26 protein-coding genes are annotated in these 24,259 nt (G+C 63.3%); 7 read left to right on the top strand and 19 right to left on the bottom strand.

Annotated features, from left to right (window positions below):
* From ABSG20_RS06200 to ABSG20_RS06190, 3 genes are all read right to left on the bottom strand, one after another.
* Positions 1–608, bottom strand: a 608-nt coding sequence (locus tag ABSG20_RS06200; protein WP_423863617.1) for an outer membrane protein assembly factor BamB family protein, incomplete at its 3' end; no start/stop codon positions are given.
* Positions 609–731: 123 nt separating this feature from the next.
* Positions 732–1,385 carry a QcrA and Rieske domain-containing protein gene (locus ABSG20_RS06195; RefSeq protein WP_423863616.1) on the bottom strand — a complete coding sequence of 218 codons (654 nt, stop codon included), beginning with the start codon at positions 1,383–1,385 and terminating at the stop codon, positions 732–734.
* A 116-nt stretch (positions 1,386–1,501) separates the two neighbouring features.
* Positions 1,502–2,887, bottom strand: coding sequence for an Nramp family divalent metal transporter (locus ABSG20_RS06190; protein WP_423863615.1), 1,386 nt, complete (start codon positions 2,885–2,887; stop codon positions 1,502–1,504).
* Positions 2,888–3,055: 168 nt separating this feature from the next.
* Between ABSG20_RS06190 and ABSG20_RS06185 the strand changes: the two genes are divergently transcribed.
* The 3 genes from ABSG20_RS06185 to ABSG20_RS06175 all read left to right on the top strand — a co-directional run bounded on the left by ABSG20_RS06185 (position 3,056) and on the right by ABSG20_RS06175 (position 5,702).
* Positions 3,056–3,193, top strand: a complete 138-nt coding sequence (locus ABSG20_RS06185) for a hypothetical protein (RefSeq protein WP_423863614.1) — start codon at positions 3,056–3,058, stop codon at positions 3,191–3,193.
* A 218-nt stretch (positions 3,194–3,411) separates the two neighbouring features.
* Positions 3,412–4,248, top strand: a complete 837-nt coding sequence (locus tag ABSG20_RS06180) for a PilZ domain-containing protein (protein ID WP_423863613.1) — start codon at positions 3,412–3,414, stop codon at positions 4,246–4,248.
* Between the two features lie 236 nt (positions 4,249–4,484).
* The gene (locus ABSG20_RS06175; protein ID WP_423863612.1) at positions 4,485–5,702 is read left to right on the top strand and encodes a multidrug effflux MFS transporter; all 1,218 of its coding nucleotides are present in this window, start codon (positions 4,485–4,487) and stop codon (positions 5,700–5,702) included.
* Here the strand turns inward: ABSG20_RS06175 and ABSG20_RS06170 are convergent.
* The 4 genes from ABSG20_RS06170 to ABSG20_RS06155 form a co-directional block, all read right to left on the bottom strand.
* On the bottom strand, positions 5,699–6,958 hold the full coding sequence (locus ABSG20_RS06170) for an adenylate/guanylate cyclase domain-containing protein (protein WP_423863611.1): 1,260 nt from the start codon (positions 6,956–6,958) through the stop codon (positions 5,699–5,701). The two genes, ABSG20_RS06175 and ABSG20_RS06170, sit on opposite strands and share 4 nt — an antisense overlap.
* A gap of 66 nt (positions 6,959–7,024) precedes the next feature.
* The gene (locus tag ABSG20_RS06165) at positions 7,025–7,723 is read right to left on the bottom strand and encodes an aquaporin (RefSeq protein ID WP_423863610.1); all 699 of its coding nucleotides are present in this window, start codon (positions 7,721–7,723) and stop codon (positions 7,025–7,027) included.
* Positions 7,723–8,250, bottom strand: a complete 528-nt coding sequence (locus ABSG20_RS06160; RefSeq protein ID WP_423863609.1) for an arsenate reductase ArsC — start codon at positions 8,248–8,250, stop codon at positions 7,723–7,725. The genes ABSG20_RS06165 and ABSG20_RS06160 overlap by 1 nt, the downstream gene beginning before the upstream one ends.
* A complete protein-coding gene (locus tag ABSG20_RS06155) occupies positions 8,243–8,605 on the bottom strand; it encodes an ArsR/SmtB family transcription factor (protein WP_423863608.1) in 363 nt (120 codons plus the stop codon). The genes ABSG20_RS06160 and ABSG20_RS06155 overlap by 8 nt, the downstream gene beginning before the upstream one ends.
* Positions 8,606–9,142: 537 nt before the next feature.
* On the opposite strand from ABSG20_RS06155, the gene ABSG20_RS06150 reads away from it, so the two are divergent.
* The 3 genes from ABSG20_RS06150 (at position 9,143) to ABSG20_RS06140 (ending at position 11,691) form a co-directional block, all read left to right on the top strand.
* Entirely contained in the window at positions 9,143–10,312 is a 1,170-nt protein-coding gene (locus tag ABSG20_RS06150) for an MFS transporter (RefSeq protein ID WP_423863607.1), read from the top strand.
* A 48-nt stretch (positions 10,313–10,360) separates the two neighbouring features.
* Positions 10,361–10,552 (top strand): hypothetical protein, encoded by a 192-nt coding sequence (locus tag ABSG20_RS06145; RefSeq protein ID WP_423863606.1) that lies wholly within the window; start codon positions 10,361–10,363, stop codon positions 10,550–10,552.
* A 149-nt stretch (positions 10,553–10,701) separates the two neighbouring features.
* Entirely contained in the window at positions 10,702–11,691 is a 990-nt protein-coding gene (locus tag ABSG20_RS06140; protein WP_423863605.1) for a Gfo/Idh/MocA family protein, read from the top strand.
* Between the two features lie 16 nt (positions 11,692–11,707).
* Here ABSG20_RS06140 and ABSG20_RS06135 read toward each other — a convergent pair whose 3' ends face one another.
* Positions 11,708–12,481 (bottom strand): N-acyl homoserine lactonase family protein, encoded by a 774-nt coding sequence (locus ABSG20_RS06135; RefSeq protein ID WP_423863619.1) that lies wholly within the window; start codon positions 12,479–12,481, stop codon positions 11,708–11,710.
* Between the two features lie 193 nt (positions 12,482–12,674).
* Between ABSG20_RS06135 and chrA the strand changes: the two genes are divergently transcribed.
* Positions 12,675–14,069 carry a chromate efflux transporter gene (chrA, locus tag ABSG20_RS06130; RefSeq protein ID WP_423863618.1) on the top strand — a complete coding sequence of 465 codons (1,395 nt, stop codon included), beginning with the start codon at positions 12,675–12,677 and terminating at the stop codon, positions 14,067–14,069.
* A gap of 180 nt (positions 14,070–14,249) precedes the next feature.
* On the opposite strand, the gene parC is transcribed toward chrA, so the two are convergent.
* From parC to ABSG20_RS06075, 11 genes are all read right to left on the bottom strand, one after another.
* A complete protein-coding gene (gene parC, locus ABSG20_RS06125) occupies positions 14,250–16,502 on the bottom strand; it encodes a DNA topoisomerase IV subunit A (RefSeq protein ID WP_423863604.1) in 2,253 nt (750 codons plus the stop codon).
* A 186-nt stretch (positions 16,503–16,688) separates the two neighbouring features.
* Positions 16,689–16,985 carry a septal ring lytic transglycosylase RlpA family protein gene (locus ABSG20_RS06120; RefSeq protein ID WP_423863603.1) on the bottom strand — a complete coding sequence of 99 codons (297 nt, stop codon included), beginning with the start codon at positions 16,983–16,985 and terminating at the stop codon, positions 16,689–16,691.
* 38 nt (positions 16,986–17,023) lie between these two features.
* Positions 17,024–17,275: a hypothetical protein gene (locus tag ABSG20_RS06115; protein WP_423863602.1), complete on the bottom strand. Its 252-nt coding sequence runs from the start codon at positions 17,273–17,275 to the stop codon at positions 17,024–17,026.
* Between the two features lie 254 nt (positions 17,276–17,529).
* Positions 17,530–18,309 (bottom strand): DNA repair protein RecO, encoded by a 780-nt coding sequence (gene recO, locus ABSG20_RS06110; protein ID WP_423863601.1) that lies wholly within the window; start codon positions 18,307–18,309, stop codon positions 17,530–17,532.
* A gap of 80 nt (positions 18,310–18,389) precedes the next feature.
* Positions 18,390–18,773 carry a hypothetical protein gene (locus ABSG20_RS06105; protein ID WP_423863600.1) on the bottom strand — a complete coding sequence of 128 codons (384 nt, stop codon included), beginning with the start codon at positions 18,771–18,773 and terminating at the stop codon, positions 18,390–18,392.
* A gap of 10 nt (positions 18,774–18,783) precedes the next feature.
* The gene (era, locus tag ABSG20_RS06100) at positions 18,784–19,710 is read right to left on the bottom strand and encodes a GTPase Era (protein WP_423863599.1); all 927 of its coding nucleotides are present in this window, start codon (positions 19,708–19,710) and stop codon (positions 18,784–18,786) included.
* Positions 19,700–20,518, bottom strand: coding sequence for a ribonuclease III (gene rnc, locus ABSG20_RS06095; protein ID WP_423863598.1), 819 nt, complete (start codon positions 20,516–20,518; stop codon positions 19,700–19,702). Before rnc ends, era begins: the two co-directional genes overlap by 11 nt.
* Positions 20,515–21,276, bottom strand: coding sequence for a signal peptidase I (lepB, locus tag ABSG20_RS06090; protein ID WP_423863597.1), 762 nt, complete (start codon positions 21,274–21,276; stop codon positions 20,515–20,517). Before lepB ends, rnc begins: the two co-directional genes overlap by 4 nt.
* Positions 21,277–21,564: 288 nt before the next feature.
* On the bottom strand, positions 21,565–21,984 hold the full coding sequence (gene acpS / locus ABSG20_RS06085; protein WP_423863596.1) for a holo-ACP synthase: 420 nt from the start codon (positions 21,982–21,984) through the stop codon (positions 21,565–21,567).
* On the bottom strand, positions 21,981–22,790 hold the full coding sequence (locus ABSG20_RS06080) for a pyridoxine 5'-phosphate synthase (RefSeq protein ID WP_423863595.1): 810 nt from the start codon (positions 22,788–22,790) through the stop codon (positions 21,981–21,983). The genes acpS and ABSG20_RS06080 overlap by 4 nt, the downstream gene beginning before the upstream one ends.
* Positions 22,791–22,882: 92 nt before the next feature.
* A partial coding sequence (locus ABSG20_RS06075; protein ID WP_423863594.1) for a RelA/SpoT family protein occupies positions 22,883–24,259 on the bottom strand: 1,377 nt, incomplete at its 5' end.

Raw genomic sequence — 24,259 nt, 5'->3', positions numbered from 1 at the left:
CCGCGGACTCCGAACTCGCCGCCGGATCCACCGACGATGACCTTGCCGTTCACCACCATGGGCATCAGGGTCATGTACTGACCCTTCTTGTAGTCCTGGACTTTCTTGTCCCAGACGACCTTACCGGTCTTGGCATCGAGCGCGACGACGTGGTCGTCGGTGGTCGCGAGATAAAGCTTGTCCTGCCAAAGTCCGACGCCACGGCTGGTCGGATGCAGCTGGAACAGATCGTCCGGCAGCTGCCGCTTGTAGCGCCAGTACTCGTCGCCGGTTCGGGCATTGATCGCGATCACCTGGCCCATCGGCGTCGCCACGAACATCACGCCGTTATTGATAATCGGCGGCGCCTCGTGTCCTTCGACGACACCGGTCGAGAACGTCCATGCCGGCACGAGATTCTTGACGTTCGTGGTGTTGATCTGGTCGAGCGGGCTGTACCCCTGGCCGTCATAGGTGCGGCGATACAGCATCCAGTTGCCGGGCTCCGGGTTTTGCAGGCGATCGGCGGTGACCGGACTGTAATTCTCGATCGGGCCGGCACCGGCAGTGAGCGGGATCAGGCATGTGGATGCCACAAGGCTCGACAAGAGCCATTGCTTCATAGTCATGGTCGCTTCCTCCCTGTCGCTTTTTAAGTTTTGCGGTTTTAGGTTTTGTTTTTCGACTTGGTTTGCGGTCCTCTGTCTACCTTGGTTTTTGCTGGAATTACCGAGGACGAGGCCGGGTTCATGTCATCCTTGCTGCGCACCTACCTTTCCGACAAACACGGCTGCGACCGCGATCGAACGATCCACGGTCGTGAGCGGGAGCGCCGCCAGCCGGCGGGGCGCCGGACCAAACACGACCTCGGCACTTTGCCGCGGGTCATATTCGGAATTGTGACAAGCGCATTTGAAGACCTCCTTGTCGCCGGATTCCGCCTTCACCCATTCCGTGACCGGGCAGCCGGCGTGCGAGCAGATCGCCGAATAGGCCACGATGCCATCGGCGGCGCGCGCGCGGGTGTCGTCGTCGATCTCCGCCGGATCCAGCCGCACCACCAGCAGTTCATTCAAACGAGATCCGCTGCGAACCACCCGGCTTTTGGGATCCATCGGCCAAGCATGGACAGGTGGTCCGCCAAGCGGCAGATCGTCCGGCTTGATGACCTCGCCCGCGCGGTCCCCCTCCGCGAACACGAGCAGATCGGCCTTTTGAGGTCGCTCGTCGGCGCCGGGTGCATCTTCCTGCGCGCGAACCGCCGGGCTGACTGCGATACCGATGCCGGCCGCAAGTCCTGCAAAAAGCAGCCTGCGCCGCGCGACGCCGCCATGGAGGCCGATTGGACCTGGAGCCGCGCTGCCGGCCGCATCCACCGTGGTCCGGCGTTCAACTGCTTCCGTCATCGAGCGATGCCCTCCGATCGAAAATTACGAACATGTTTCGCTTGACCTGGACCTGACGCGGTCGATACTAACTCTCTACTTCAAGTTGTTGCAAGCGCCCATTTGCCGCCAACGGATCAGGCTGTCACGAAATCTAGCACCAGCTTGATATTGAGGACAATGATCGCCGCGGCCGTCAAGGCGGCGAGCCCGGTGAGCCAGCGCGGCGCCACGAAGGGCCCCATCTTGGCCCGGCTGGCAGTGAACATGACCAGCGGCACCACGGCGAACGGCAGTTGCAGGCTGAGCACGACCTGGCTCAGAATCAGCAACTGTCCGGTGGCCTTCTCGCCGGCCCATACCGTCACGATCACCGCCGGCACAATCGCGATCATCCGGGTCACCAGGCGTCGCAGCCACGGCGCGATGCGCAGATTGAGAAAGCCTTCCATCACGATCTGGCCGGAGAGGGTCGCGGTGATGGTCGAGTTCAGTCCGCAGCACAAGAGTGCGATCGCAAACAGCGTGGGCGCCAGCGTCGATCCGAGCAATGGCGCGAGAAAGGCGTGGGCCTGGTCGAGCTCGGCGACATCGGTCTTGCCAACCCGGTTAAATGTCGCCGCCGCCAGGATCAGGATCGAGGCGTTGATGGTCAGCGCCAGGCACAGCGCGATCGAGGAATCGATGGTCGCAAGCGTGATCGCCTCGTGCTTGTCCTCGATCTCCTCGCCGTAGCCGCGGGTCTGCACCAGGCCGGAATGCAGATAGAGGTTATGCGGCATCACGGTGGCGCCGAGAATGCCGAGCGCCAGGTACAGCATCTCGTGATTGACCAAAATCTCCGACGTCGGCGCAAAGCCCCGGAGTACCGCGCCCCAATCGGGATCAGCCATGGCGATCTGGATCGCGAAACAGGCCGCAATCACGCCCAGCATCGCGACGACAAAAGCCTCGATCCAGCGAAAGCCGAAGGCCTGCAGCGCCAGGATCAGAAACACGTCGGCCGCGGTGATGATGACCCCGATCTGAAGCGGAATGTGGAACAAGAGATTGAGGCCGATCGCGGTACCGATCACCTCGGCAAGGTCGGTGGCGGTGATGGCGATCTCCGCCGACAGCCACAGCGGCCATGATACAAAGCGCGGATAGGAATCGCGGCAGGCCTGGGCGAGGTCGCGCCCGGCGCCGACGCCGAGCCGGGTGCAGAGCGACTGCAGCACGATCGCCATCAGGTTGGACAATAGCGCGACCGTCAGCAGCGCATAGCCGAACTTGGAACCGCCGGCGAGCGAGGTCGCCCAGTTGCCGGGATCCATATAGCCGACCGCGACGAGGTAGCCGGGACCGAGGAACGCCAGCAGCTTGCGCCAGAACGGCCCCCGTTTCGCCGTCCGTACCGTGGCAAACATGTCGGCCAGCGAAGGTGTGCCCCGTTCCCCGCGCCAGCCTGATCCTTCCCGCTGCAGTTTTGGCGCGACCCGCAGTGCGGAATCAGGTGCTAGATCGGGGGATTGCACATCCATCACATCAATATGCTCAATGCCGTCCCTTATTGCAACTAATTTGCAACTGCAAAAACCGATGGCCGGAAGCATGCTCTGCCGTGGCGGCGCCGGTGCCGCCGGGGCAGGCCTTGGCCTCGGTGACGGCCTTGCCGGCCAGCTGCTGTCAATCTCGGCATTCTCAAGCCGATGATCGACAAGATCCTCACCGAGGTCGGGTTCGCCGCCGGTCACGATACCTTGACGAACCTCACCGATGCCCTCGCCGCGAAGCAGCTCGCCAGCTCCGTCGCATCGCCTGCAGCCCCCGGTGGCGGCACGGGCTAAAGCCAACCGTCAAAACGATTGAATCGGATCTGGTTCTCCCCCGCCCCCCCAGGAAGCGGTGGGGAGGGAGGGGAGCTTATGACCTCATCCGCAGTTACACGCGCTCATGCGCTTGGCGGCGTTTCTCTGCATGCGTGAACACCGTAATACTACGGCATCATTTGAAAATATGAAAACAGGCAGCCTCCTTAACTCGGCCGCAGCATCGCGATGCGACGTTGAGCCGTCCGATTCAGACGGTTCTTGGTCCGGGAATGGCTGTGATGCAGGGTGTCCGCTTTTCCATCGGGTTTCGCATTTACAGCATCATCGGTCTCAGCTTCTGCGGCCTGATCGGCTTGGCTGCGATGCAGGCCGGCAACCTTGCCGATTCGCTTAAGCAGCAGCGCAAGGATGAGCTGAGCCACCTGACCCAAATCGCGCTGGCTATCGCCCGCGAAATCCAGGAAGCGACGCAGGCGTCAGTGGCTTCGATTATCGGCATTGGCGAGGTCATTCGCAATGTCGAGTCGGTCTCTTCAATCATCGCCCATGCGATTGAAGAGCAAAACGCGGTGACGGTGGAAATCTCGCGTACGGTCGAAGAGACCTCGCTTGCGGCCCGTGAGGTCGCATCACAAATCGTCTGCGTGTCCAACGAGGCTGTTGAAACCGGCAGGCGCGCATCGGAAATCCGCGATGGTTCGGCCGAAATCGCCAACAAGGTCGACGCACTTCGTGCCACCCTCGTCCGGGTGATCCGCACCTCGACGACCGATGTTGATCGCCGTAATTCCCTCCGCGTCGATATTCGCGGTCCGGCTGTGCTCAAGCTGCAAGGCAGATCGGATCGTGTGATCGTGCGCGACCTCTCTTTGGGAGGCGCGATGATCGATGAAGCCCTGCCCGACGCGGCCCTCGGTACACCGATCACGTTGCTGGTCGATGGCATTTCGGCGGAGTTGAACGGCTTCGTTGCGCGCAAGGATGCGAATGCCACGCTGCTGAAATTCCAACTATCGCAGGCGGCCGACAAGATCGTCAGCGAGTTGATTTCGAGTCGGCGCGCGGCGTAATCGAGGCGCCGATCGCAGCCCGACGACCGCTCTTGCGAAGGTTTTGAGTTTTTTTGCTGCAGGCGCTCGTGATCCTGATGCCGCCGGCGGTCGCGTTGGCGCGGCAGCCGGAGCTGGTCAGCGACGGACCAAAAGTGCCGCAGGCCTGCTGATAAACAGCAGAACATTCCGCAAAGGGCGGTTGGAGATCGCCTGTTTGTATGATATACGTCATTCCAACTTGACCGGGAGCCGCCATGGCCGACCAGACCATTTCCACCATTGATGCGGCCCGGCTCGGGCAAGTGCCCTCCACTGCGGCGCAAATCGCCGTCCTCGCCGCGCTGGCGGCGACCGGCACCCTTGCCACCAACATCCTGCTGCCGTCATTGCCGGAGATGGCCGCGTCGCTTCAGGTATCGAGCGCGGCGGTGACGTCGGCGATCACGGTATTCCTTGCCGTGTTCGCGCTCGGCCAACTCGTGGTCGGGCCGATCTCGGATCGCTACGGCCGGCGCTGGCCGGTTTTGACCGGCTTTGCGGTGTTCTGCGCCGGCAGCATCTGGTGCGGCCTCGCCCAGGATTTGCCGGGCCTCTTGACCGGCCGCATCATCCAGGGCGCTGGGGCCTGCGCGACTTCGGTGCTGTCGCGTGCCATCGCCCGCGACCTCTTCAGCGGCGCCGCGCTGGCGCGCGCGATGGCGCTGATCATGATCGCGATGGCGGCCTCGCCCGGGTTCTCGCCGCTGCTCGGCGGCGCGCTCGATCATTATCTCGGCTGGCGCTCCGAATTCGCCTTCATTGGGATTTTCGCGGCTGTCGCGGCCATCGCCTATGAATCAGTGCTCGGCGAAACCCATCTGACAACGCGCACCCCGCTCAATCCACGCGCAATCGCAAAAAACTATCTCGGCCTGATCGTCGATCGGAGGTTTTTGATCCCGGCCGCGACCGTCAGCCTGATCATGGGCGCGTTGTTCGCGATGTTTTCGGCGGCACCCCGTGTATTGATCGAAGGCCTGCAGTTCACCCCGATCCAGCTCGGCCTGTTCTTCGCCGGTACGGTCATGATCGTGTTTTCAGCGGGCATACTGGCAACGCGGCTGGCGCCGCGCTTCGGGCTCGACCGTTCGATCAAGGGCGGCCTGTGGGCTGCGGCCACCGGCAGCATTGCGATAGCGGCGGTGTCAATCTTCCACCCCACCTTTGTGCCGTTCCTCGCGGGCGTCTGCGTCTTCCTGCTCGGCATGGGCATCGTCAATCCGCTCGGCACCGCGCAGGCGCTGTCGCCATTCGGCGACAAGGCAGGCGCGGCCTCTGCCCTGCTCGGCTTCTGGCAGATGATGGGCGCTGCGATCGGCGTCTGGCTGGCGGCGACGATCTCGCATCAGGCCATGTTCGCGCTTGGCATCGTGCTGACCCTGGCTTCGCTGGCGGCGCTTGGGATCTATACGAGGCGGGCCAAGGCAGACTAACCCGCCAGATAACGCCGATAGCTCCCGGCTACACTCTCATCTGATGTGATGTCGGGGTCGAGGGTGTAGAGCTCCCGGGCACGACCGATGCCACGGAGCGCAAACCGGCCTGCGGACACGAGGTACGCCTGCGCGGCAGTATCGAGCCCATCCCGAAAGGCCTGCGACAACAGTAATTCGCGATCGACCGAACGGCACATCGAGGCAATGCGGCTGACCTCGTTGACCGCCGGCCCGACCACGGTGAAGTCGAGCCGGTCCTCGCTGCCGATGTTGCCATAAAAAACCTCGCCGACATGCAGCCCGACATAGGCCGTCGTGGTCGTCAGGCCGCCTCCGGAGCGGCGGGCGTTCAGGTCAGTCATGTTGCGCCTGAACTGATGTTCGGCCCGCAGCGCTGCGCATCTGGCACGGGTCATGTCGTCGCCGGTGAAAATCGCCAGCACGCCATCGCCGATCAATTTGAGCACATCGCCGCCTTCGCCATGGATGCCGTCGATGGCGGCTTGCGCGTAATCGTCGAGAAAGGGGATGATCTCGCCGGGCGCCATGGTTTCGCTGATCGCGGTCCAGCCGCGCAGATCGGAAAACCACAGCACGGCGTTGATGCGCTCGGCAACGCCGCGGGAAATGCGCCCGCGCAACACCTGCTCGGAAGCATCGCGTCCGAGATAGACGCGGCCCAGCGTGCGGGCGATATCGACTTGCGCGGCGGATTTGATCGAAAGCCCCAACACCGGCACCAGGTCGCGCAACGCCGATAGGCCGAGCTCCCCAAAACCGTCGGGCCGCCGCGTCAGCCAGCAGGAATAGACGCAGTCCATCTGGCCCAGGGTTCCGGCTTCGCCGAACCGGTGCACAAAGGCGAGGTAATGCCGGTGGCCCTGGGCGGCGTGGTCAACGATGATCGGGAAGCCGGATGACGCGCCATCGGCGAGGTCAATGCGCAGCTCATCGTGGCCGTTTTCCAGCATGTGATAGAATGGCGAGCGGTGCCAGCTCTCCGCAGCGGCACCCTCGCTGCTTGACCCATACTCGAAGATGTCGTCCTCGTTCGTTGCGGTATCGTTCCAGCGAAATCCGCGCCCCTCGAAAATCGGGTGCAGCGTATCGATGACAACGAGACCGCGCGACAGATCGAGACCTCCGGCGCGGCAGCGCTCGCAAAAGCCGCGAAGCAAGTCGCTCTCGGGCAGGCCGGTGAGCCCTTGGCTCACCAGCCAGTTCATCAACTGCAATCGGGGCGCCAACTCCATGCGCTATTATGCCGTGTAACGTCGCGCGACGAAAGAGCGGGGCTGATGCCCGATAGATCGTCACGCTCATAATTGAGCCTCCTTCGCGATCGGGACAACCTCGTCTGTGGCGCGCAGCAGCCAACTCATCAAAAAAAGCGCGGCGACCGCGCCGCAGAGCTCGGCGGCGATAAATCCGGGAAGGTCGACGGGGCGAATACCGGAAAAGGTGTTGGTGATCGATCGCGCGATCGCCACGGCCGGGTTGGCAAATGAGGTCGAGGATGTGAACCAGTAAGCCGCCGTGATGTAGAGACCGACCAGCCAGGGCACCGCAGCTCGCTCAAAGCGGATGCCGGCGAGAATGGTCGCGAGCAGGCCGAAGGCCGCGACAGCCTCCGCCAGCCATTGAGCGCCGCCCGTTCGCATCTTTAGCGAAGCCTCGACCAGCGGCAGCGCGAACATGGCATGCGCCAGCACGGTGCCGGCGATGCCCCCGGCGATCTGCGCCGCGATATAAAGCAGCGCGTCGCGCGGCGTCATATTGCGCTTCAGTGCAAATACCAGTGTGACGGCCGGATTGAAATGCGCCCCCGATATCGGGCCGAGAGTTGTGATCAGCACCACCAGGATCGCGCCGGTCGGCAACGTGTTGCCGAGCAGCGCCAGCGCAACATCTTTTGTCAGTTTTTCGGCCATGATGCCGGAGCCGACCACGGTCGCGACCAGCAACAAGGTACCGAGCGCCTCCGCCGCCAGCCTGCGCGGCAAATCAAAGCCCGGCATCAGCTGGCCTTGGGCTGGCTGGATGTGGCGCCCTCGATACGGCCGATGTTGCGCAACCTGGTGCCAAGCGACAGCCGGTCGATGCTGCGGAGCGGCAGGCTGGTGAAGATCGCGATCCGGTTCTTCAGACGACGGAACGCCGTCACAAACGCGGCCTCCTTCTCGATGTCGGTACCCTTGACCTCGGCCGGATCTTCGATGCCCCAATGGGCCGTCATCGGCTGACCGGGCCAGACCGGACAGGATTCCCCGGCGGCGTTGTCACACACCGTGAAAACGAAATCCATCACCGGCGCGTCGGGCGCCGCGAACTCCTCCCAGCTCTTCGAGCGGAGATCATCCGTTGGATAATCGAGGCTCTTCAAAACCTTGATCGCGAACGGATTTACCCTTCCCTTCGGCTGGCTGCCGGCGGAGTAGGCGCGGAAGTGGCGTTGACCGTCCTTGCCCAGAATCGATTCCGCCAGGATGGAGCGGGCACTGTTGCCGGTGCACAGGAACAGAACGTTGTAGATGTGTTCAGACATGGGCCTTCCTCCTTGGCTTCGGTTGACAGCGAGGCGTGAGATCGTCGACCAGCGGCGCGCAGATTTCGGGCCGTCCGCCGCAGCAATCCCGCAACATGAACAGCATGACGGCCTGAAACTGGGTGAGATCGGCCCGGTAGACGATCGAGCGGCTGAAGCGCTGCGCCGTCACCAATCCGGCGCGCGACAAGATCGAAAGATGCGACGACATGGTATTTTGCGGGACCGCCAGCATCTTGGCGATCTCGCCGGCGGCAAGTCCCTCCGGCGCATGTTTCACCAACAGCCGGAACACGTCGAGCCGGGTCGGTTGCGCCAGCGCGGCGAGCGCGAGGATGGCAGCCTCGGATTCCATATATCCAGCTTTATGGATATGTTACCCATTGTCAAGCGAAAGGCCGTTCAAAGGGCGTTCAAACGCGAGTTTCTGACCGGGAAGGGCATCGATGTCGATACCATCGCACCGCAGTTCGACGGAAAGTTCATGAGCGCCTTTGTGTTTTCGGGCAGCGAAGCCAGCCTCAGCCTCGAAACAATGACACATCGAGGGGAGCATGTCGGTACGCATTCCAATCGGGCGATGTTGCGCCAGACCTCGCTTCGATGCCGTGGGCGGAATTGATGAACCGGTCTGGCCATACCAGTTCGGGCCAGCGTTGCGCCGGAAGGACGCTCGATCGCCGCCGAACTGTCCAGCGATCGAAAGGCCGCGGAACCCATCGAACAGCTGCAGCCTGAAACCGGCGTTTGCTGTCGATCGGCGCCTGCTGCCAGTCAATGTGGCGGAGGACTTGCGCCGACGGTTGTCAACGCCCCTTGTATGACGGATGCAAATGCCAAACAACGGGGCAAAAGGGGATGCGGATGCGGACGACGCGAGCAAGGAATCTGGATGGCGCCTGATCCAAGCGCGCGCCAGCTTCCGATCATCCTGGCGCTCGGCACGACGCAGACGCTGGCCTGGGCCTCCAGCTACTATTTGCCGGCCATACTCGCCGATCCGATCGCGCGCGACCTCGGCGTCTCCTCGAACTGGATCTTTGCCGCCTTCTCGGCCTCGCTGGTGATATCAGCCCTGCTCGGCCCACGCGTCGGCCGCCAGATCGATCTGGTCGGCGGCAGGCCGGTGCTGTCGATTTCCAATCTGACGCTGGCGGCCGGACTGGCGCTGCTCGGCGCCACCACGTCGATCCCGGTGCTTGTCGCCGCCTGGCTCTTGCTCGGCATCGGCATGGCCCTTGGCCTTTACGACGCCGCCTTTGCCGCGCTCGGCCGCATCTACGGCGACGCGGCGCGCCGACCGATCACCGGCATCACGCTGCTCGCAGGTTTTGCCTCGACCGTGGGATGGCCGCTGACGGCGTTCGGCCTCGAACGCATCGGCTGGCGCGACACCTGCTTCGCCTGGGCGGCCGCGCATATCCTGATCGGCCTGCCGCTCAATCTTTTCATGCTGCCCATCGTGAAGGGCGCGAAGGTGGCGCTGGCGGCGCCGACCAAACCTCACATCCCGATCGATCGCACCATGATCCTGCTGGCGTTTGCCTTTGCCGCGGCCTGGAGCGTCACCGGCGCGATGGCGGCCCATCTGCCGCGCATTCTGGAAGCCACGGGCGCGACCACCCTGCAGGCGGTAGCGGCCGGCGCGCTGATCGGCCCGGCCCAGGTAGTTGCCCGCATCGTCGAGGCAAGTCTGCTGAGCCGCTATCATCCGCTGCTGTCGACCCGGCTCGCCTGCGTGATGCATCCGATCGGCGCTGCCATCGTCGCGCTCGCGGGTGGCGGCGCGGCCAGTGTATTCGCGATCTTTCACGGCGCCGGCAACGGCATCCTGACGATTGCGCGCGGCACCCTGCCGCTTTCGATCTTCGGGCCGCAAAACTATGGTTATCGCCTAGGCATCATCGGCGCGCCGGCGCGGATGGCGCAGGCCGCCGCACCGCTGGCGTTCGGCCTTTTGATCGACATCATGGGCAGCCGGATCCTGTTCGTCTCCTCCGCGCTCAGCCTCGCGGCCCTGCTGGCGCTGTCAATGCTGCGAAAGCAGCCGGCGGCGCCGTGAAGCGGCATTTGCCCTTCCCTATCCGCTCGGTTTCAAGCAAAACACGGCATGGAAGAAGAAACCGGTCCGGCTGCGGCGATCCGAGCTTTTGTGAGGTGGGTGATGACCCCGCCGCAATCTTTCGTGGTTTATCTTATCTGTTTTTTCCTGGTTGCCGGTTCCTCGTTCTACGTGGGAACGCTGAGGCCGAAGAAGCCGGTCGGCCTGGGTCCACCGCCGCTGTCGGCGCCCCGCAACTGACGCGCGACCGGCCACAAAACAAGTCGGCCTTCATCGTTCGCCGGCAACTGGCTTCGCCCGGGTGGGGCCAAGGTGGGCCACGCCCGCAATTGACATTGCCCGGACGCCCAGCTGCGCTATGACTGCGTCGTCACGCGCGGGAGAAAATCGTGAAACCAGTCAAGTGGGGAATCATCTCGACGGCCAAGATCGGCGTCAGCAAGGTCATCCCGGGCATGCTCAAGAGCCGTGACCTGCAGGTCGTGGCCATCGCCTCGCGCAACCTCAAGACGGCGCGGCAGGCCGCCCTGGAGCTTGGCATTCCCAAGACCTACGGCGCCTACGAGGAGATGCTGGCCGATGCCGAGATCGAGGCGGTCTACAACCCTCTGCCTAACCACCTGCATGTGCCGCTGACGCTGCTCGCCGCCCGCGCCGGCAAGCATGTGCTGTGCGAGAAGCCCATCGCCCTCACGGCGAAGCAAGCGGCCCTTCTGAAGAAGGCACCGAAGCACGTCCATATCGCCGAGGCGTTCATGGTGCGCCATGCGCTGCAATGGATTGAGGTGAAAAAGCTCATCAGGAAGGGCAAGATCGGCGACATCAGGGCCATCCAGGTGTTCTTCTCCTATTTCAACCGCGACCCCAGCAACGTCCGCAACAGGGCGGACATCGGCGGCGGTGGCCTGCTCGACATCGGCTGCTATCCGATCACGGTGTCGCGCTTCATCTTCGACGCCGAGCCGAAGCGCGTCACCGCCACCTTCGACCGCGACCCCAAATTCAAGACCGACCGCACGGCTGGCGGCCTTGCCGATTTCGGCGAAGGGCGCCACCTGTCCTTCTCGATCTCCACCCAGGCCGCGCCGTTCCAGCGGGTGCAAATCGGCGGTACCAAGGGCCGCATCGAGATCGAGATCCCTTTCAACGCGCCTCCCGACCGTCCCAACCGCTATTTTGTGCAGGGCATGGAGATGAACGTGGGTGAATGGGTCGAGCTGCCGATCTCCGACCAATACCAACTCGAGGCCGAGGGATTCGGACGCGTGGTGCGCGGCAAACAGAAGCCGGTTTGGGGCGTTGCCGACGCCATCCAGGGCATGAAGATCATCGACGCCTTCTTCCGCTCGGAGAAGAGCGGCAGGTGGGAGACGCCCTAAAGCCGGCGGCTATTCCTCACTGATAGAATTCTGGTGACATCCTGAGACTGTCGCGCTGGGCTTTGTCGTGGTTGATCCAGAGCTGGGCTTTTTCGGCGGCGAGGATCTCCGACAGCCTTTGCATCGAGGCCAGCGTCTGCTCCTTGCTGAAATTGATGACGGGAACGCCGCGGTTGTCCCAATTGCTCCGGAAATGAACGGCGTCGCCGGAAAGCACGACCGCGCCTGTGTTCGGCAGCTTGACCAGCAGCGATTGGTGGCCGGGCGTATGGCCCGGTGTCGAGAGAATGGTCACGCTGCCGTCGCCGAAGATGTCGCGATCGCCTTCCAGTTTTGTGACGGGATGTTCCGGCTTGAAGCGCGGCGCGTTATTGACACCGGGCCATTCATATTCGGCTTTCTGAACGTAGAGCATGGCCGCCGGAAACATCTCGACATTGCCGATATGGTCGGGATGGGTATGCGAGACCGCCATTACCTTGATGTCGGAAGGTTTGATCCCGAGCTGATCGAGTTGCGCGGCCAGCGTTTTCGGCCGGTGCCAGGTGACCGCCTTTGGATCGGCGGGAGCCAGCCCGTCCGGCATCGCCGCAACGGCATCTGATATGCCGGTGTCCCACAGGAACCAGCCCTGCGCGTGCTTTATCAAATAGCAATTGTCGACGAAGTCCATCGGCTTGCCTTCGTTGACGCCGGGCGACCAGCGCGAAATGTCGCCGGCGGTGCCTTCCCCGCAATTGAGGATATAAAGCTTCTCGACGCCGGATTTGCCGGACTGCGCGTGGCCCATGACGGCCGACAGCGCTGCCAACAGAAACGCCAACGCGACACTGCCTGCCCTGCCCATGTTGTTCCCCCACTGCGTATCAGGTGCTTCGAACCCAGAGATTACACTAACCAATTGGTGTCTCAAAGGCGACAAGGGCATGACAGTCCGCGCCGCTTTTGTTGTAATCACAACGACCTACCAACAAGGCAAAGCCGTGATCGATATCGCCGCGAACGAGAAGACCACCGCAGCTGATGCCGGTCACGGCATCAGTTTTAGTGAGGCCTTCCGGGTCTGGCTGCGGGTGGCGCTATTGAGTTTTGGTGGCCCGGCCGGGCAGATCGCGATGATGCATCGCATTCTGGTCGACGAAAAGAACTGGATTTCCGAGAGCCGCTTCCTCCACGCGCTCAATTACTGCATGCTGCTGCCCGGCCCGGAGGCGCAGCAGCTTGCGACCTACACCGGCTGGCTGTTGCACCGCACCGCCGGCGGCATCATGGCCGGGGGCCTGTTCATTCTGCCCGGCATCATCGCCATCATGGGCTTGAGCTATGTCTACGCCGCCTTCGGCCATGTCGGGGTGGTCGAGGCGCTGTTCTTCGGACTAAAGGCCGCGGTGCTGGCCATCGTCATTCAGGCCGTGGTCCGCGTCGGCAGCCGCGCGCTGCGCAACCGCGTCATGATCGCGCTGGCGGGCGTTGCCTTCATCGCCATCTTCTTTTTCAACGTGCCCTTCCCCCTCATCGTCATCGCCGCGGGCGTGATCGGCTATCTTGGTGCGAGACGCGGCTGGCCGGAATTTGCGGCCCTGCCGCACGGCGGCAAGAATGCCGCGGTTGCCGACAGCCTGGCCGCCGGCGAGCAATTGCCCGACCATGTCCGCCCCAGCGTCCCGCGCGCGCTAATAGTCGCCGCGGTCTGGCTGCCGCTGTGGCTGGTGCCGGTCGGCGCATTGCTGATCGCGTTCGGCGAGGCCAATGTGTTCAGCCAGATTGCGCTGTTCTTCAGCAAGATGGCGATGGTGACGTTCGGCGGCGCCTATGCGGTCTTGGCCTATGTCGCGCAGCAGGCCGTCAATCACTATCACTGGCTAAGCCCGCGCGAAATGCTGGACGGGCTCGGCATGGCCGAGACCACGCCGGGACCTCTGATCATGGTGCTGCAGTTTGTGGGCTTCATGGCTGCCTATCGCGATCCCGGCACGCTATCGCCAATGCTGGCGGGCACATTGGGCGGCTTGCTGGCGACCTGGGTCACCTTCACGCCGTGCTTCCTCTGGATCTTCGTCGGCGCGCCCTTCATCGAGACCCTTCGCGGCAACAAGGCGCTCGCCGGCGCGCTCGGCGCGATCACGGCCGCCGTGGTCGGCGTGATCCTCAATCTTTCGATCTGGTTTGCGCTGCATACGGTGTTTCAGGAAACCTCGCCGGTGCGATCTCTGGGGCTATCGTTCGATAGGCCGGTGCTGTCGAGCGTTGATTTTCCGGCGCTGGCCTTGGCGCTGGCGGCAGCCGTCGCGGTCTTCCGCTTCGACATGGGCATGCTGACGGTGCTGGCGGGATCATGTGTCGCAGGCGTGTCGCTGCGGCTCGCGGGGCTGATTTGAGCGATCGGCAGGGTTGTCAGAGGCGCGCTTGCGCCGTGCCCATACGCATGGGCTCGAAAGAGGCGTAATTCGCCTCTCCGGGGCGGTAACGGCGGGTAACGCGGCTCCCCCTGGCTTTGAGCTACGCTCGCTGATCCGGCGTCCACCTTATGCAAGGTCACACGGCATCAAGGACGGATCCTACTCCACGCCCCTGCCGAATTTGTTGGACTTCGGCAGACCTCGCGCCAGCCGGCCGGCGTCGGCGCGGTTGCCGCGCCAATCGGACAATTCCTTCAAGCTCAGGCTCTGGTCGCGGCCGGCGGCATCCGTCCAGGTCAGGCCGACCTTGCCATCGAAGGTGGTGACATCCGACAGGCTGGCGCCGGTATATTTCTGCAGCCGCACGCCGCGGCCGCGCGCCATCTCCGGCACCTGATCGAGCGGAAAGATCACCATCTTGTGGTTGGTGCCGATCACCGCGACGTGGTCGCCGGCAACGGTCGTGATCGCGCGCGCCTCGTTCGGCATCTCGACATTGAGCACCTGCTTGCCCTTGCGGGTATTGCTGACGCAATCGTCCTCGGCCACGACGAAACCCTGCCCTTCATGGCTCGCCACCAGGAATTTGCGTCCGCCCTTGTTGACGAACAGTGACACGATGGCGGCGTCCTGGTCCATGTCGATGAACATCCGGATCGGCTCGCCATGGCCGCGCCCGCCCGGCAGTTTTGCAACATCGAGCGAATAGAATTTGCCGTTGGTGGCGAACAGCAGGAGTTTCGAGGTGGTCTCGGCAAAGAATGCAGAACCGGGCTTGTCGTCGGTCTTGAACGTCAGCCCCGAGAGATCGGACACCTGCCCCTTCAGCGTGCGCACCCAGCCCTTGTCGGAAACCACGATGGTGACCGGCTCGCGCTCGACAAACGCCTCCTCGATCGCGGCGAGATCGTGCTCCGGCGCGTCGGCGAACTGGGTGCGTCGCTTGCCGAGCGGCGTCTTCGGCCCAAAAATGTCGCGAACCTTGCGGACCTGCTCGCCGACCTTGGCCCACTGCTCGGGTTCAGAGCCGAGTATGGCCTTAATGCCCTTCAACTCGGTGCGAAGATCCTTGTCCTCGGTGCGGATCTCGAATTCTTCGAGCTTGCGCAAAGACCGCAAGCGCATGTTGAGGATGGCGTCGGCCTGAACCTCGGTCAGCTTGAAAGCTTTTATCAAGGCCGGTTTCGGCTCGTCCTCGGTACGGATGATCTTTATCACTTTGTCGACGTTGAGATAGGCGATGAGGTAGCCGCCCAGCACTTCCAGCCGATTCTCGATCTGGACTTTGCGATAGTTGGAACGGCGCAGCAGCACGTCGCGCAGATGGTCGAGCCATTCGCGCAAACACTCGGCAAGGCCAAGCACCTTGGGTATCCGGCCCTTCACCAGCACGTTGAGGTTCAGCGGAATCCGGCTCTCCAGTTCGGTCAGCCGGAACAGCGATTCCATCATCAATTCGGGATCGACCGCGCGCGACTTCGGCTCGATCACGAGGCGGATGTCCTCGGCGGATTCATCCCTGACGTCGCCAACCAGCGGCAGCTTCTTGTCGTTGAGCAGCTCGGCGATTTTCTCGACCAGCCGCGATTTCTGCACCAGCCACGGGATTTCGGTGATGACCACGACCCAGCTGCCGCGGGCGCCTTCCTCCTGGCGCCATCTGGCGCGGGTGCGGAAGGCGCCGCGCCCGGTCACGTAAGCTTCCGCGATCACTTCCTTGGAATCGACGATGATGCCGCCGGTCGGGAAATCCGGGCCCTTGACCCATTTCAGCAGCGATTTTGTCTTTGCCTCCGGCTTGTCGATCAGATGCAGCGCGGCGTCGCACAGTTCGGCGGCGTTGTGCGGCGGGATCGAGGTCGCCATGCCCACCGCAATGCCCTGCGCGCCGTTGGCGAGCAGGTTTGGAAATCCGCCGGGCAGCACCACCGGCTCTCTGGACTGGCCGTCGTAATTGGCCCGGAATTCGACGCCGTCCTCGTCGATGCCGTCGAGCAGGAACCGTGCGACCTCGGTCATCCGCGCTTCGGTATAGCGGTAGGCGGCGGCGTTATCGCCGTCGATGTTGCCGAAATTACCCTGGCCGTCGACCAAGGGGTAGCGCGCGGAAAAATCCTGCGCCAGCCGCACCAGCGCGTCATAGATCGACTGATCGCCATGGGGATGGAACGAACCCATGACGTCGCCGACGATCTTGGCCGATTTCTTGAATGGGGTGCCGGGATCTAACCGCAGCAGCCGCATGCCGTAGAGAATACGGCGATGCACCGGCTTGAGGCCGTCACGGGCGTCGGGCAAGGCCCGGTGCATGATGGTCGAGAGCGCGTAGTTGAGGTAGCGCTCTTCCAGCGCGTCGCGCAGCATCACCTCGTGGATTTCGGCCGGCTCCGGCGGAACCAGTGTTTTTCCCATAATTCGAGCGCTTTCAGTGGCTTCCCGGGGAGTTCTGAGGGTTTACCAGAACAGCTTGCGAATGGACCAGAAAACCCTCAGGGGCGACTCATGGCGCCGCTCAGCTGTTTGCTTATAGCCAAAGTAGGGACGCTGCGAAGGCCCAACGGGCTGCCGAGAGCCGATCCGAGTTCGATTTGTTTGGGGTTATTCGACCGAGACGCGCACGATGCCTTTCCCGATCAAGCCGAGCGCGCGGGCCGCGCTGACTGACACATCGATCACGCGCCCGCGGACGAATGGTCCGCGGTCGTTGACGCGGCAACGGATGGAGCGGCCGCCATGCGAAACCGTCACAACGCTTCCCATGGGCCGGGTGCGATGGGCGCAGGTCATCTCGCCGGCGTGGCCGCGTCCGCCGTAATAGGACGCAAGCCCAGTCTCAGCCTTGCATGCGGAGGCCGACGACAGCGCTACGGCAACTATCAGAACTGAGCGTTTCACGATCGGTCTAACCCCGAGGCGATCGACAGCGTTCCGTATTACTGCGCAGAAACGCTCTGCGCCGTCACGATCGGCATTCCCTTGAGGCAGCGCCGCGCCACTTCGATCTCGGCCTCGCTAGCGCCCTTGCTGCGCGCCCAGGACTCCGCCGCGGACGCGCTGTATTTGGCGACGTAGTAGCGAACGATGGTGCAGGATGCGCGGTGGAATACACCGGGCTGTTCACCGGCAAATGCTTCAGGCGACAGTCCGAAAAACACCGCCAGCACGACACAGCAACGAAATCTCATAAGAGTCGCCTCTTCTTTGATGACAATTGGAAGTCAGCCCGGTCCCGGATGCTGCATTGCACACGGTCCCGTGAAGGGCAACCCCGCATAGGGCGGCCAAGCCATGCGTCGGTATCATGTTATGGCTTTCGGCCGCAAACTGGACAACCGATAACCACGCAATGCCATCGACTGCTTTTTTAGAGCATCATAATACCTCACGGCAATCAGCCGGTAGGGCTGACGTAAACGCTCGTCCGGTGCAAAGGTTCAAATCAGATCGAATCAGCGGGCGTTTTCCCGCCGCTGGCGACGTCACCCCTGGCCCGATGCCGGATCACCGCATTGATAAAGCCGTCGCGGGAGTCGGAATGGCCCTGCCCGCGCGGCTCCAGGACATGGCGAAGCAGGAACATTCCCGTCAGCTGAAAGCCGTCCCTTAGATCCTGATCAGACCAGCCATTGGCGCCCGTTCCGGTATCGCGCAAGAACGCCGGTAGCCGCAACAGCCGATCGCGCCAGGGCTCGCCGGCCTGGCGCGATACCGCAGCGCCGGATTTCGGCGAGACGTAGATCAGCTCCGATGTCGCCCCAGTGGCGGCGCAGCTTTCCAGATCAAGCCCGAAGCCGAGTTCGGCCAGCATCGCCAGCTCGAACCGGATGAGATGGGCCGCCGCCTCGCCAATGTCGTCGAAATCGTCGAGGGTATGGTCCAACCGGTCGTAAATGGCCTGGTGCGGATCGCGCTCCGGCAACAGCCGCGCCAGCGCCGCCAAATGGGTGACGCCAAACACCGCATGCGACGACGCCAGCACGGTGGCCGCGCGCAAGCGAATACCCTCGATCTGGTAGGTGCCGAGATGCTCGTCGAGCCGCGCCCGCCACACCGCGCGCACGCTGTTGCCGGGCTGCAGCAAAGGCCGCATCCGCGAACCGCCCCCGCCGCGCACCAGGCCGAGGTGGCGGCCATGGCCGCGCGTCAAAAGCTCGACAATGGCTGAGGATTCGCCATGCCGCCGGACCCCCAGCACGATGCCGTCGTCAGTCCATTCCATGGGCGAGAGCTTACCGGATTCTGGTGAGGGGCGCAGCCATCAAGACCGCGTTCCCCGAGACACGACCCGGGACCGGGAGATCACCCGTTGAACCAGCCCTTGGCGTCGCCGGTGAAGGAACAATACAGCCCGGCGGCGGTAAGGGCGCAGGAGACGATCTCGATCCCGCTGTCGAGTTCCAGGCCGCCGTTGTCGAAGATCACCTGCGCGAGCGAGACGATGGACATCACCAGCGCCCCGGCCAGCACCCAGCGCGGCCAGTTCTTGCGGCGCTGCGCGGCGAGCCAGACCAGGAAAACCAGGAGCAGGATCAGACCGCCCGCCATCACCGTTGCGACCATGATCATCTCCTCCGTCATCTCGGCGCTCGGGGTTCGATCCTGGAACGCGACCGACAGCGCATCGAGCGTGAGCGACAGATAGAGCAGCACTTCAAACCACAGCACGTTCCTGGGTACGTTCATCGGATACCGGTCATTCCCTCGGAAATTCTAGTCCCATTTCGCGGTAGCGGTTGGGGTCGTCGCCCCAATTCTCGCGCACCTTGACGAACAAAAACAGATGCACGGGCGCGCCCACGATATCGGCGATTTCCTTGCGCGACTCCGCGCCGATCGACTTGATGGTGGCGCCACCCTTGCCAAGCACGATCTTGCGCTGGCTTTCGCGCTCGACATAGATCGTCTGCTCGATACGGACGGACTTGTCCTTGCGCTCGGTCCAGCTGTCGGTCTCGACGGTAGATTGATAGGGCAGTTCCTGATGCAGCTGGCGGAAGATTTTTTCCCGGGTGATTTCGGCCGCCAGATGCCGCATCGGCGCATCCGACATCTGGTCCTCGGGATAGTGAAACGGCCCCGGGGGCACCCGTTCCGAAAGCGCCCGCCTGAGATCGTCGACACCATCGCCCGAGAGCGCCGAGACCATGAAAGTGGCCGCGAAATGCAGCCGTTCATTGGCGCCCTTGGTGAGTGCCAGCAACTTTTCGCGCGGAACCAGATCGATCTTGTTCAGAACCAGAACCTTGTCGTGGTCGACGCCCGCCGCCTTGGCGAGGATGGAATCGGCCGCCTCGTCAATGCCCGCCTTTGCGTCCAGCAGCACGCAAACCAAATCGGCGTCGTGCGCCCCGCTCCAGGCGGTGGAGACCATCGCGCGATCGAGCCGCCGCTTGGGTGCGAAGATGCCGGGCGTATCGACCAGGATGACTTGCGCGTGGTTATCGATCACGATGCCGCGGATCAGCGCCCTCGTGGTCTGCACCTTGCGCGATACGATCGTGACCTTGGAGCCGACCAGCGCATTGACCAGCGTGGACTTGCCGACATTGGGGGCGCCGATCAGCGCGACAAAGCCGCAGCGCGTGGCGGCTGCGGCCTCGGCCTGTGACCTATCCATCATTGGTGCCGCCGCCGACGCCTTCGCGCTCAATCATGACGGAGGCCGCGACCTTTTCGGCCGCGCGCTTGCTGCCACCTATGCCTTCGGCCGGCGCCAGTCCCGGCAAATCCACGGCAACGCGAAACTGCGGGTCGTGATGCGGCCCGGTGCGCTCGACCTCGCGATAGACCGGCGTCGGCAGTCCCTTGCCCTGCGCCCATTCCTGCAGCACCGTCTTGGGATCGCGCAGCGGCCGCCGCGGCTTGCGCATCCGTTCATTCCAGTTGCGCTCCACGAATTGCGCGGCGGCGCCGTAGCCGCCGTCGAGAAATACCGCGCCGATCACCGCTTCGCAGATGTCGCCGAGTACGGATTTGCGTAAGCGCGCGCCGGCGCCGGCGCCGACCGCGCCAAGCTTGATGTCGTCGAACAGCCCCAGCGACTTCGCGACGTCGGCGCAACTTTCCCTGCGCACGAGATCGGCGAGCCGTTTCGACAGCTCGCCTTCATCGGCGCTTGGGAACGCGCGATACAGCATGTCGGACACGATCAGGCCAAGCACGTGATCCCCGAGGAATTCGAGACGTTGATAACTGTCGCCGCGCTTGCGTTGGGATTTCAGCGCGGAAACGTGGGTGAAGGCGGTGGCGAGCAGGGTCGGATCGGCGAATTTGTGCCCGATCCGCGCCTCGATCGCCGCCGCCGCGGCCCTGGCGCTGATCTTGCCCCGCTTCTTCCTGGCTGCCGCGGGTGCACCGCCGGCATCAGGCGGAGCAATGGCTTCGCCCCCAGCCGACGAAGTCAGGATGTCACGCGATTCGTGGTTCATCGCACGATCGAGAATATGCGATTCCAGCGCACCGCAGTGGGCCAGCGCCAGAACATCCAGGCGTGCTCGCCTTCGGCAATGGAGAAGAAGATCATCTGGGCGCGGCCGACGATGTTCTCGAATGGCACATAGCCCACCGCCGAGAGCACCCGGCTGTCGGTCGAATTGTCACGGTTGTCACCCATCATGAAGAAATGGCCCGGCGGTACCTCATAGACATTGGTATTGTCGTAGTAAGAGTTGTCGGCGCAGTCCAAGGATTCATAACTGACGCCGTTCGGCAGGGTTTCCTTCCAGCGCTTGACCCGCGCGGTAGCGTCGGGCGGCCCGCAAGGGTCTTCGCCGATATAGTCGCTCAGGCGCTCGCGTTGCACCGGGGTATCGTTGATGTAGAGCAGTCCGTCCTTCATCTGGATGCGGTCGCCGGGCAACCCGATCACGCGCTTGATGTAGTCGGTGGAATCATCCTTGGGCAGTCGGAACACCACGACATCGCCCCGCGAAGGCTCGGAGCCGAAGATGCGCCCCGAAAACAGAGGCGGTGACAACGGTATCGAATAGTGGCTGTAGCCGTAGGAATATTTGGAAACGAAAAGATAGTCGCCGACCAGGAGCGTCGCCTTCATCGATCCCGAGGGGATGTTGAAGGGCTGGAACAGGAAGGTGCGGATCACCAAGGCAATCAAGAGCGCGTGGATGACGACCCGGATGGTTTCACCCAAGCCGCTTTCAGATTTTGTCCCGGATGTCACGCTCATCGCTTTCCCAATTCCAAAGGCGCAGTTCGCCCCGCGCGGTGGCAGAGCATTTTCCTCGCGCGAACCGCGGCTCGATCGCGCCAAGAAAATGGTCCTGATGCTGCTGTTTAGGAGCGCATTCCGAAGTAAACGTAAACCAGAATTCGCCCCGGCTTGATCTGATTTGCGGCGTTTTAGACGGTTGTTTGCAGCCGCGCAATCAACGGCCGCATCAAAACTTAATAATCCTTTGAAAAGAAATAGATTTTTAGTTTTTCTTCGGGTTGGCGACCGAGCCGCGCCGCGGCTTCAGGGTTGGCCCGGGCCTTGAGCTGAAATGATGACAAAAGCCTGCGCCATCGGCCAGTCGTCGGTCATGCTGAGGTCAATCCGTGCCTCATAGCCTCGTGGTATCAGTGCCTCGAGCCGGGCCAGTGCCCCGCCCGTCAGTTGCATGGTCGGACGGCCGCTCGGCAGGTTGACCACCCCCATGTCGCGCCACCAGACGCCACTCCGGATACCGGTGCCAAGCGCCTTGGAACAGGCCTCCTTTGCTGCAAACCGCTTGGCATAGGTCGCGACCACCATCTTGTCGCTTTTGGCCCGGCGCCCGGCACGGGCGCGCTCGGCCTCGGTGAAAATGCGATCGAGGAAGCGGTCGCCGTGGCGCTCGATAACCTTGGCGACGCGGCGGATGTCGATCAGGTCAGAGCCGACGCCGATGATCATGCTCTGCCCTTGGGATCCCGGGCCGCCCGACCGGCGCTGGGAGGCTCCGGACTCCCGAGGTTTCCGCGGCCGCGGTCCATGGCCGCCCGCATCGCACGAACCGTCTCACCGAGGCCTACGAACAGCGCTTCCCCGATCATGTAGTAGCCGATGTTCAGTTCGACGATCTCGGGCAAGCCTGCGATCCTCTCCGCGGTGACATAATCGAGGCCATGGCCGGCATGGACTTCGAGGCCGGCCGAGCGCGCCAGCGCTGCACCGGCGACGATGCGCTGCCATTCCGCGTCGGCCTTCGCCGCACGGCCGTCGGCCACCGCGTCGCACCAGGCGCCGGTGTGGATCTCGATCACCGGGGCGCGCAGTTCTGCGGCCATTTCGATCTGCCGCGCCTCGGCGGCGATGAACAGCGACACCCGCACCCCGGCATCGTTCAGGCGCGCGATCAACGGCTTCAGCGTATCGTGCTGTCCGACCACGTCGAGGCCGCCTTCGGTGGTGAGTTCTTCGCGGCGTTCGGGCACGAGGCACACCGCGTGAGGCATGGTAGCAAGCGCAATCGCCAGCATGTCCGCCGTCGCCGCCATCTCGAAATTCAGGGGTTTTGAGATTTCGGCCTTCAGCCGGGCCATGTCGTCGTCGCGGATATGGCGGCGGTCCTCGCGCAAATGCGCCGTGATGCCATCGGCGCCAGCCGCGATCGCGGCGAGCGCCGCGCGTACCGGATCGGGATTGCGGCCCGCCCGCGCATTGCGAAGGGTGGCGACGTGATCGACATTGACACCAAGACGCAGTGGAGAAGCGGGCATGCAGGACTCACGGCATTCGAGATATGGATTTCCCTCATGAGACAGCGCAAGAGCGCCGCCTCACCGTGAGGGGATGGGCTGCGCGCCGGAAGCTACCCATTGACGCGTTCGACCTTTGCGACAACGGCTTTGGCGCGCAGCTGGGCGATAATGGCGCTGAGATGCTTGAGGTCATAGACCTCGAGATCGATGGTGAGCTCGGTGAAGTCGGGCGAGCGGCGGCGCATGCTGATGTTGTCGATATTGCCGTCGTGCTCGGCGATCACGGTCGCCACCTGGGCGAGGCTGCCGGGCTCGTTGACGTTGTCGACCAGGATCCGAGCCGGAAAGCGCTGTGGCGTCGATTCGTCGACGTCCCAGCGTACATCGAGCCAGCGCTCCGGCTCCTCCTCGAAATCCTTCAGCGCCGGCGACTGGATCGGATAGATCGTGATACCCTCGCCCGGGGTCACAATCCCGACAATGCGGTCGCCCGGCACCGCGCCGCCATTCGGCGCGAATTTCACCGGCAAGCCGGAATTGATGCCGCGCACCGGTATCGCCGACGGGCTGCGCGCCGGATCCGGCGGCGATTTCAGCTTCAATTTGACCGCGAGGCTGTTCTTCTTCGCGCCATAGCGCGCGACCCGCTCTTCCTTGTAATCGGGATACATGGCGCGCGCGACATCGGAGGCCTTCATCTCGCCGCGCCCGACCGCCGCCATCACGTCCTCGATCGAGGCCCGCGCCAGCCGCGGCAACGCGCCCTTGAGCTTGTCGTCGGCGTATTCGATCTTGGCGCGCATGAACAGGCGCTCGACGATGCGGCGGCCGAGGCCGGCATATTGATCGCGCACCGCCGCGCGTGTCGCGCGCCGGATCGCCGCCCGCGCCTTGCCGGTCACGGCCAGCGATTCCCAGGCTGAGGGCGGCGCCGATTGCGCCTGCGAGGTCAAGACCTCGACCTCGTCGCCATTCTGCAGTTCCGAAGACAGCGGCGCGAACTTGCCGTTGATCTTGCACCCGACCGCGCTGTTGCCGACATCGGTATGCACGGCATAGGCGAAGTCGATGACATTGGCCTGACGCGGCAGCGCGATCAGCTTCCCCTTCGGGGTAAAGCAGAACACCTGGTCATGAAACAGTTCGAGCTTGGTATGCTCGAGGAACTCTTCCGGATTGGCGCTGTCCGACAGGATGGCGATGGTGTGGCGCAGCCACGCAAAGGCGTTGGATTCGCGCTTTAGGAGTTCGGTCGGCGACCCCACGCCATCTTTGTAGAAGGCGTGCGCGGCGATGCCGAACTCCGCGATCTGGTCCATTTCCTCGGTGCGGATCTGCAGTTCAACCCGCTGGTTGCCGGGGCCGATCACGGTCGTATGGATAGAGCGATAATCGTTCTGCTTGGGCGTCGAGATGTAGTCCTTGAAGCGGCCGGGGACCACCGGCCAGGTGGTATGCACGACACCGAGCGCGCGGTAGCAGGCTTC

The organism is Bradyrhizobium sp., from assembly GCF_049512235.1.
Classification (GTDB): Bacteria; Pseudomonadota; Alphaproteobacteria; order Rhizobiales; family Xanthobacteraceae; genus Bradyrhizobium.
Note: the sequence above shows the minus strand (reverse complement) of the source record. Positions and strands in the feature narration are given on the sequence as shown.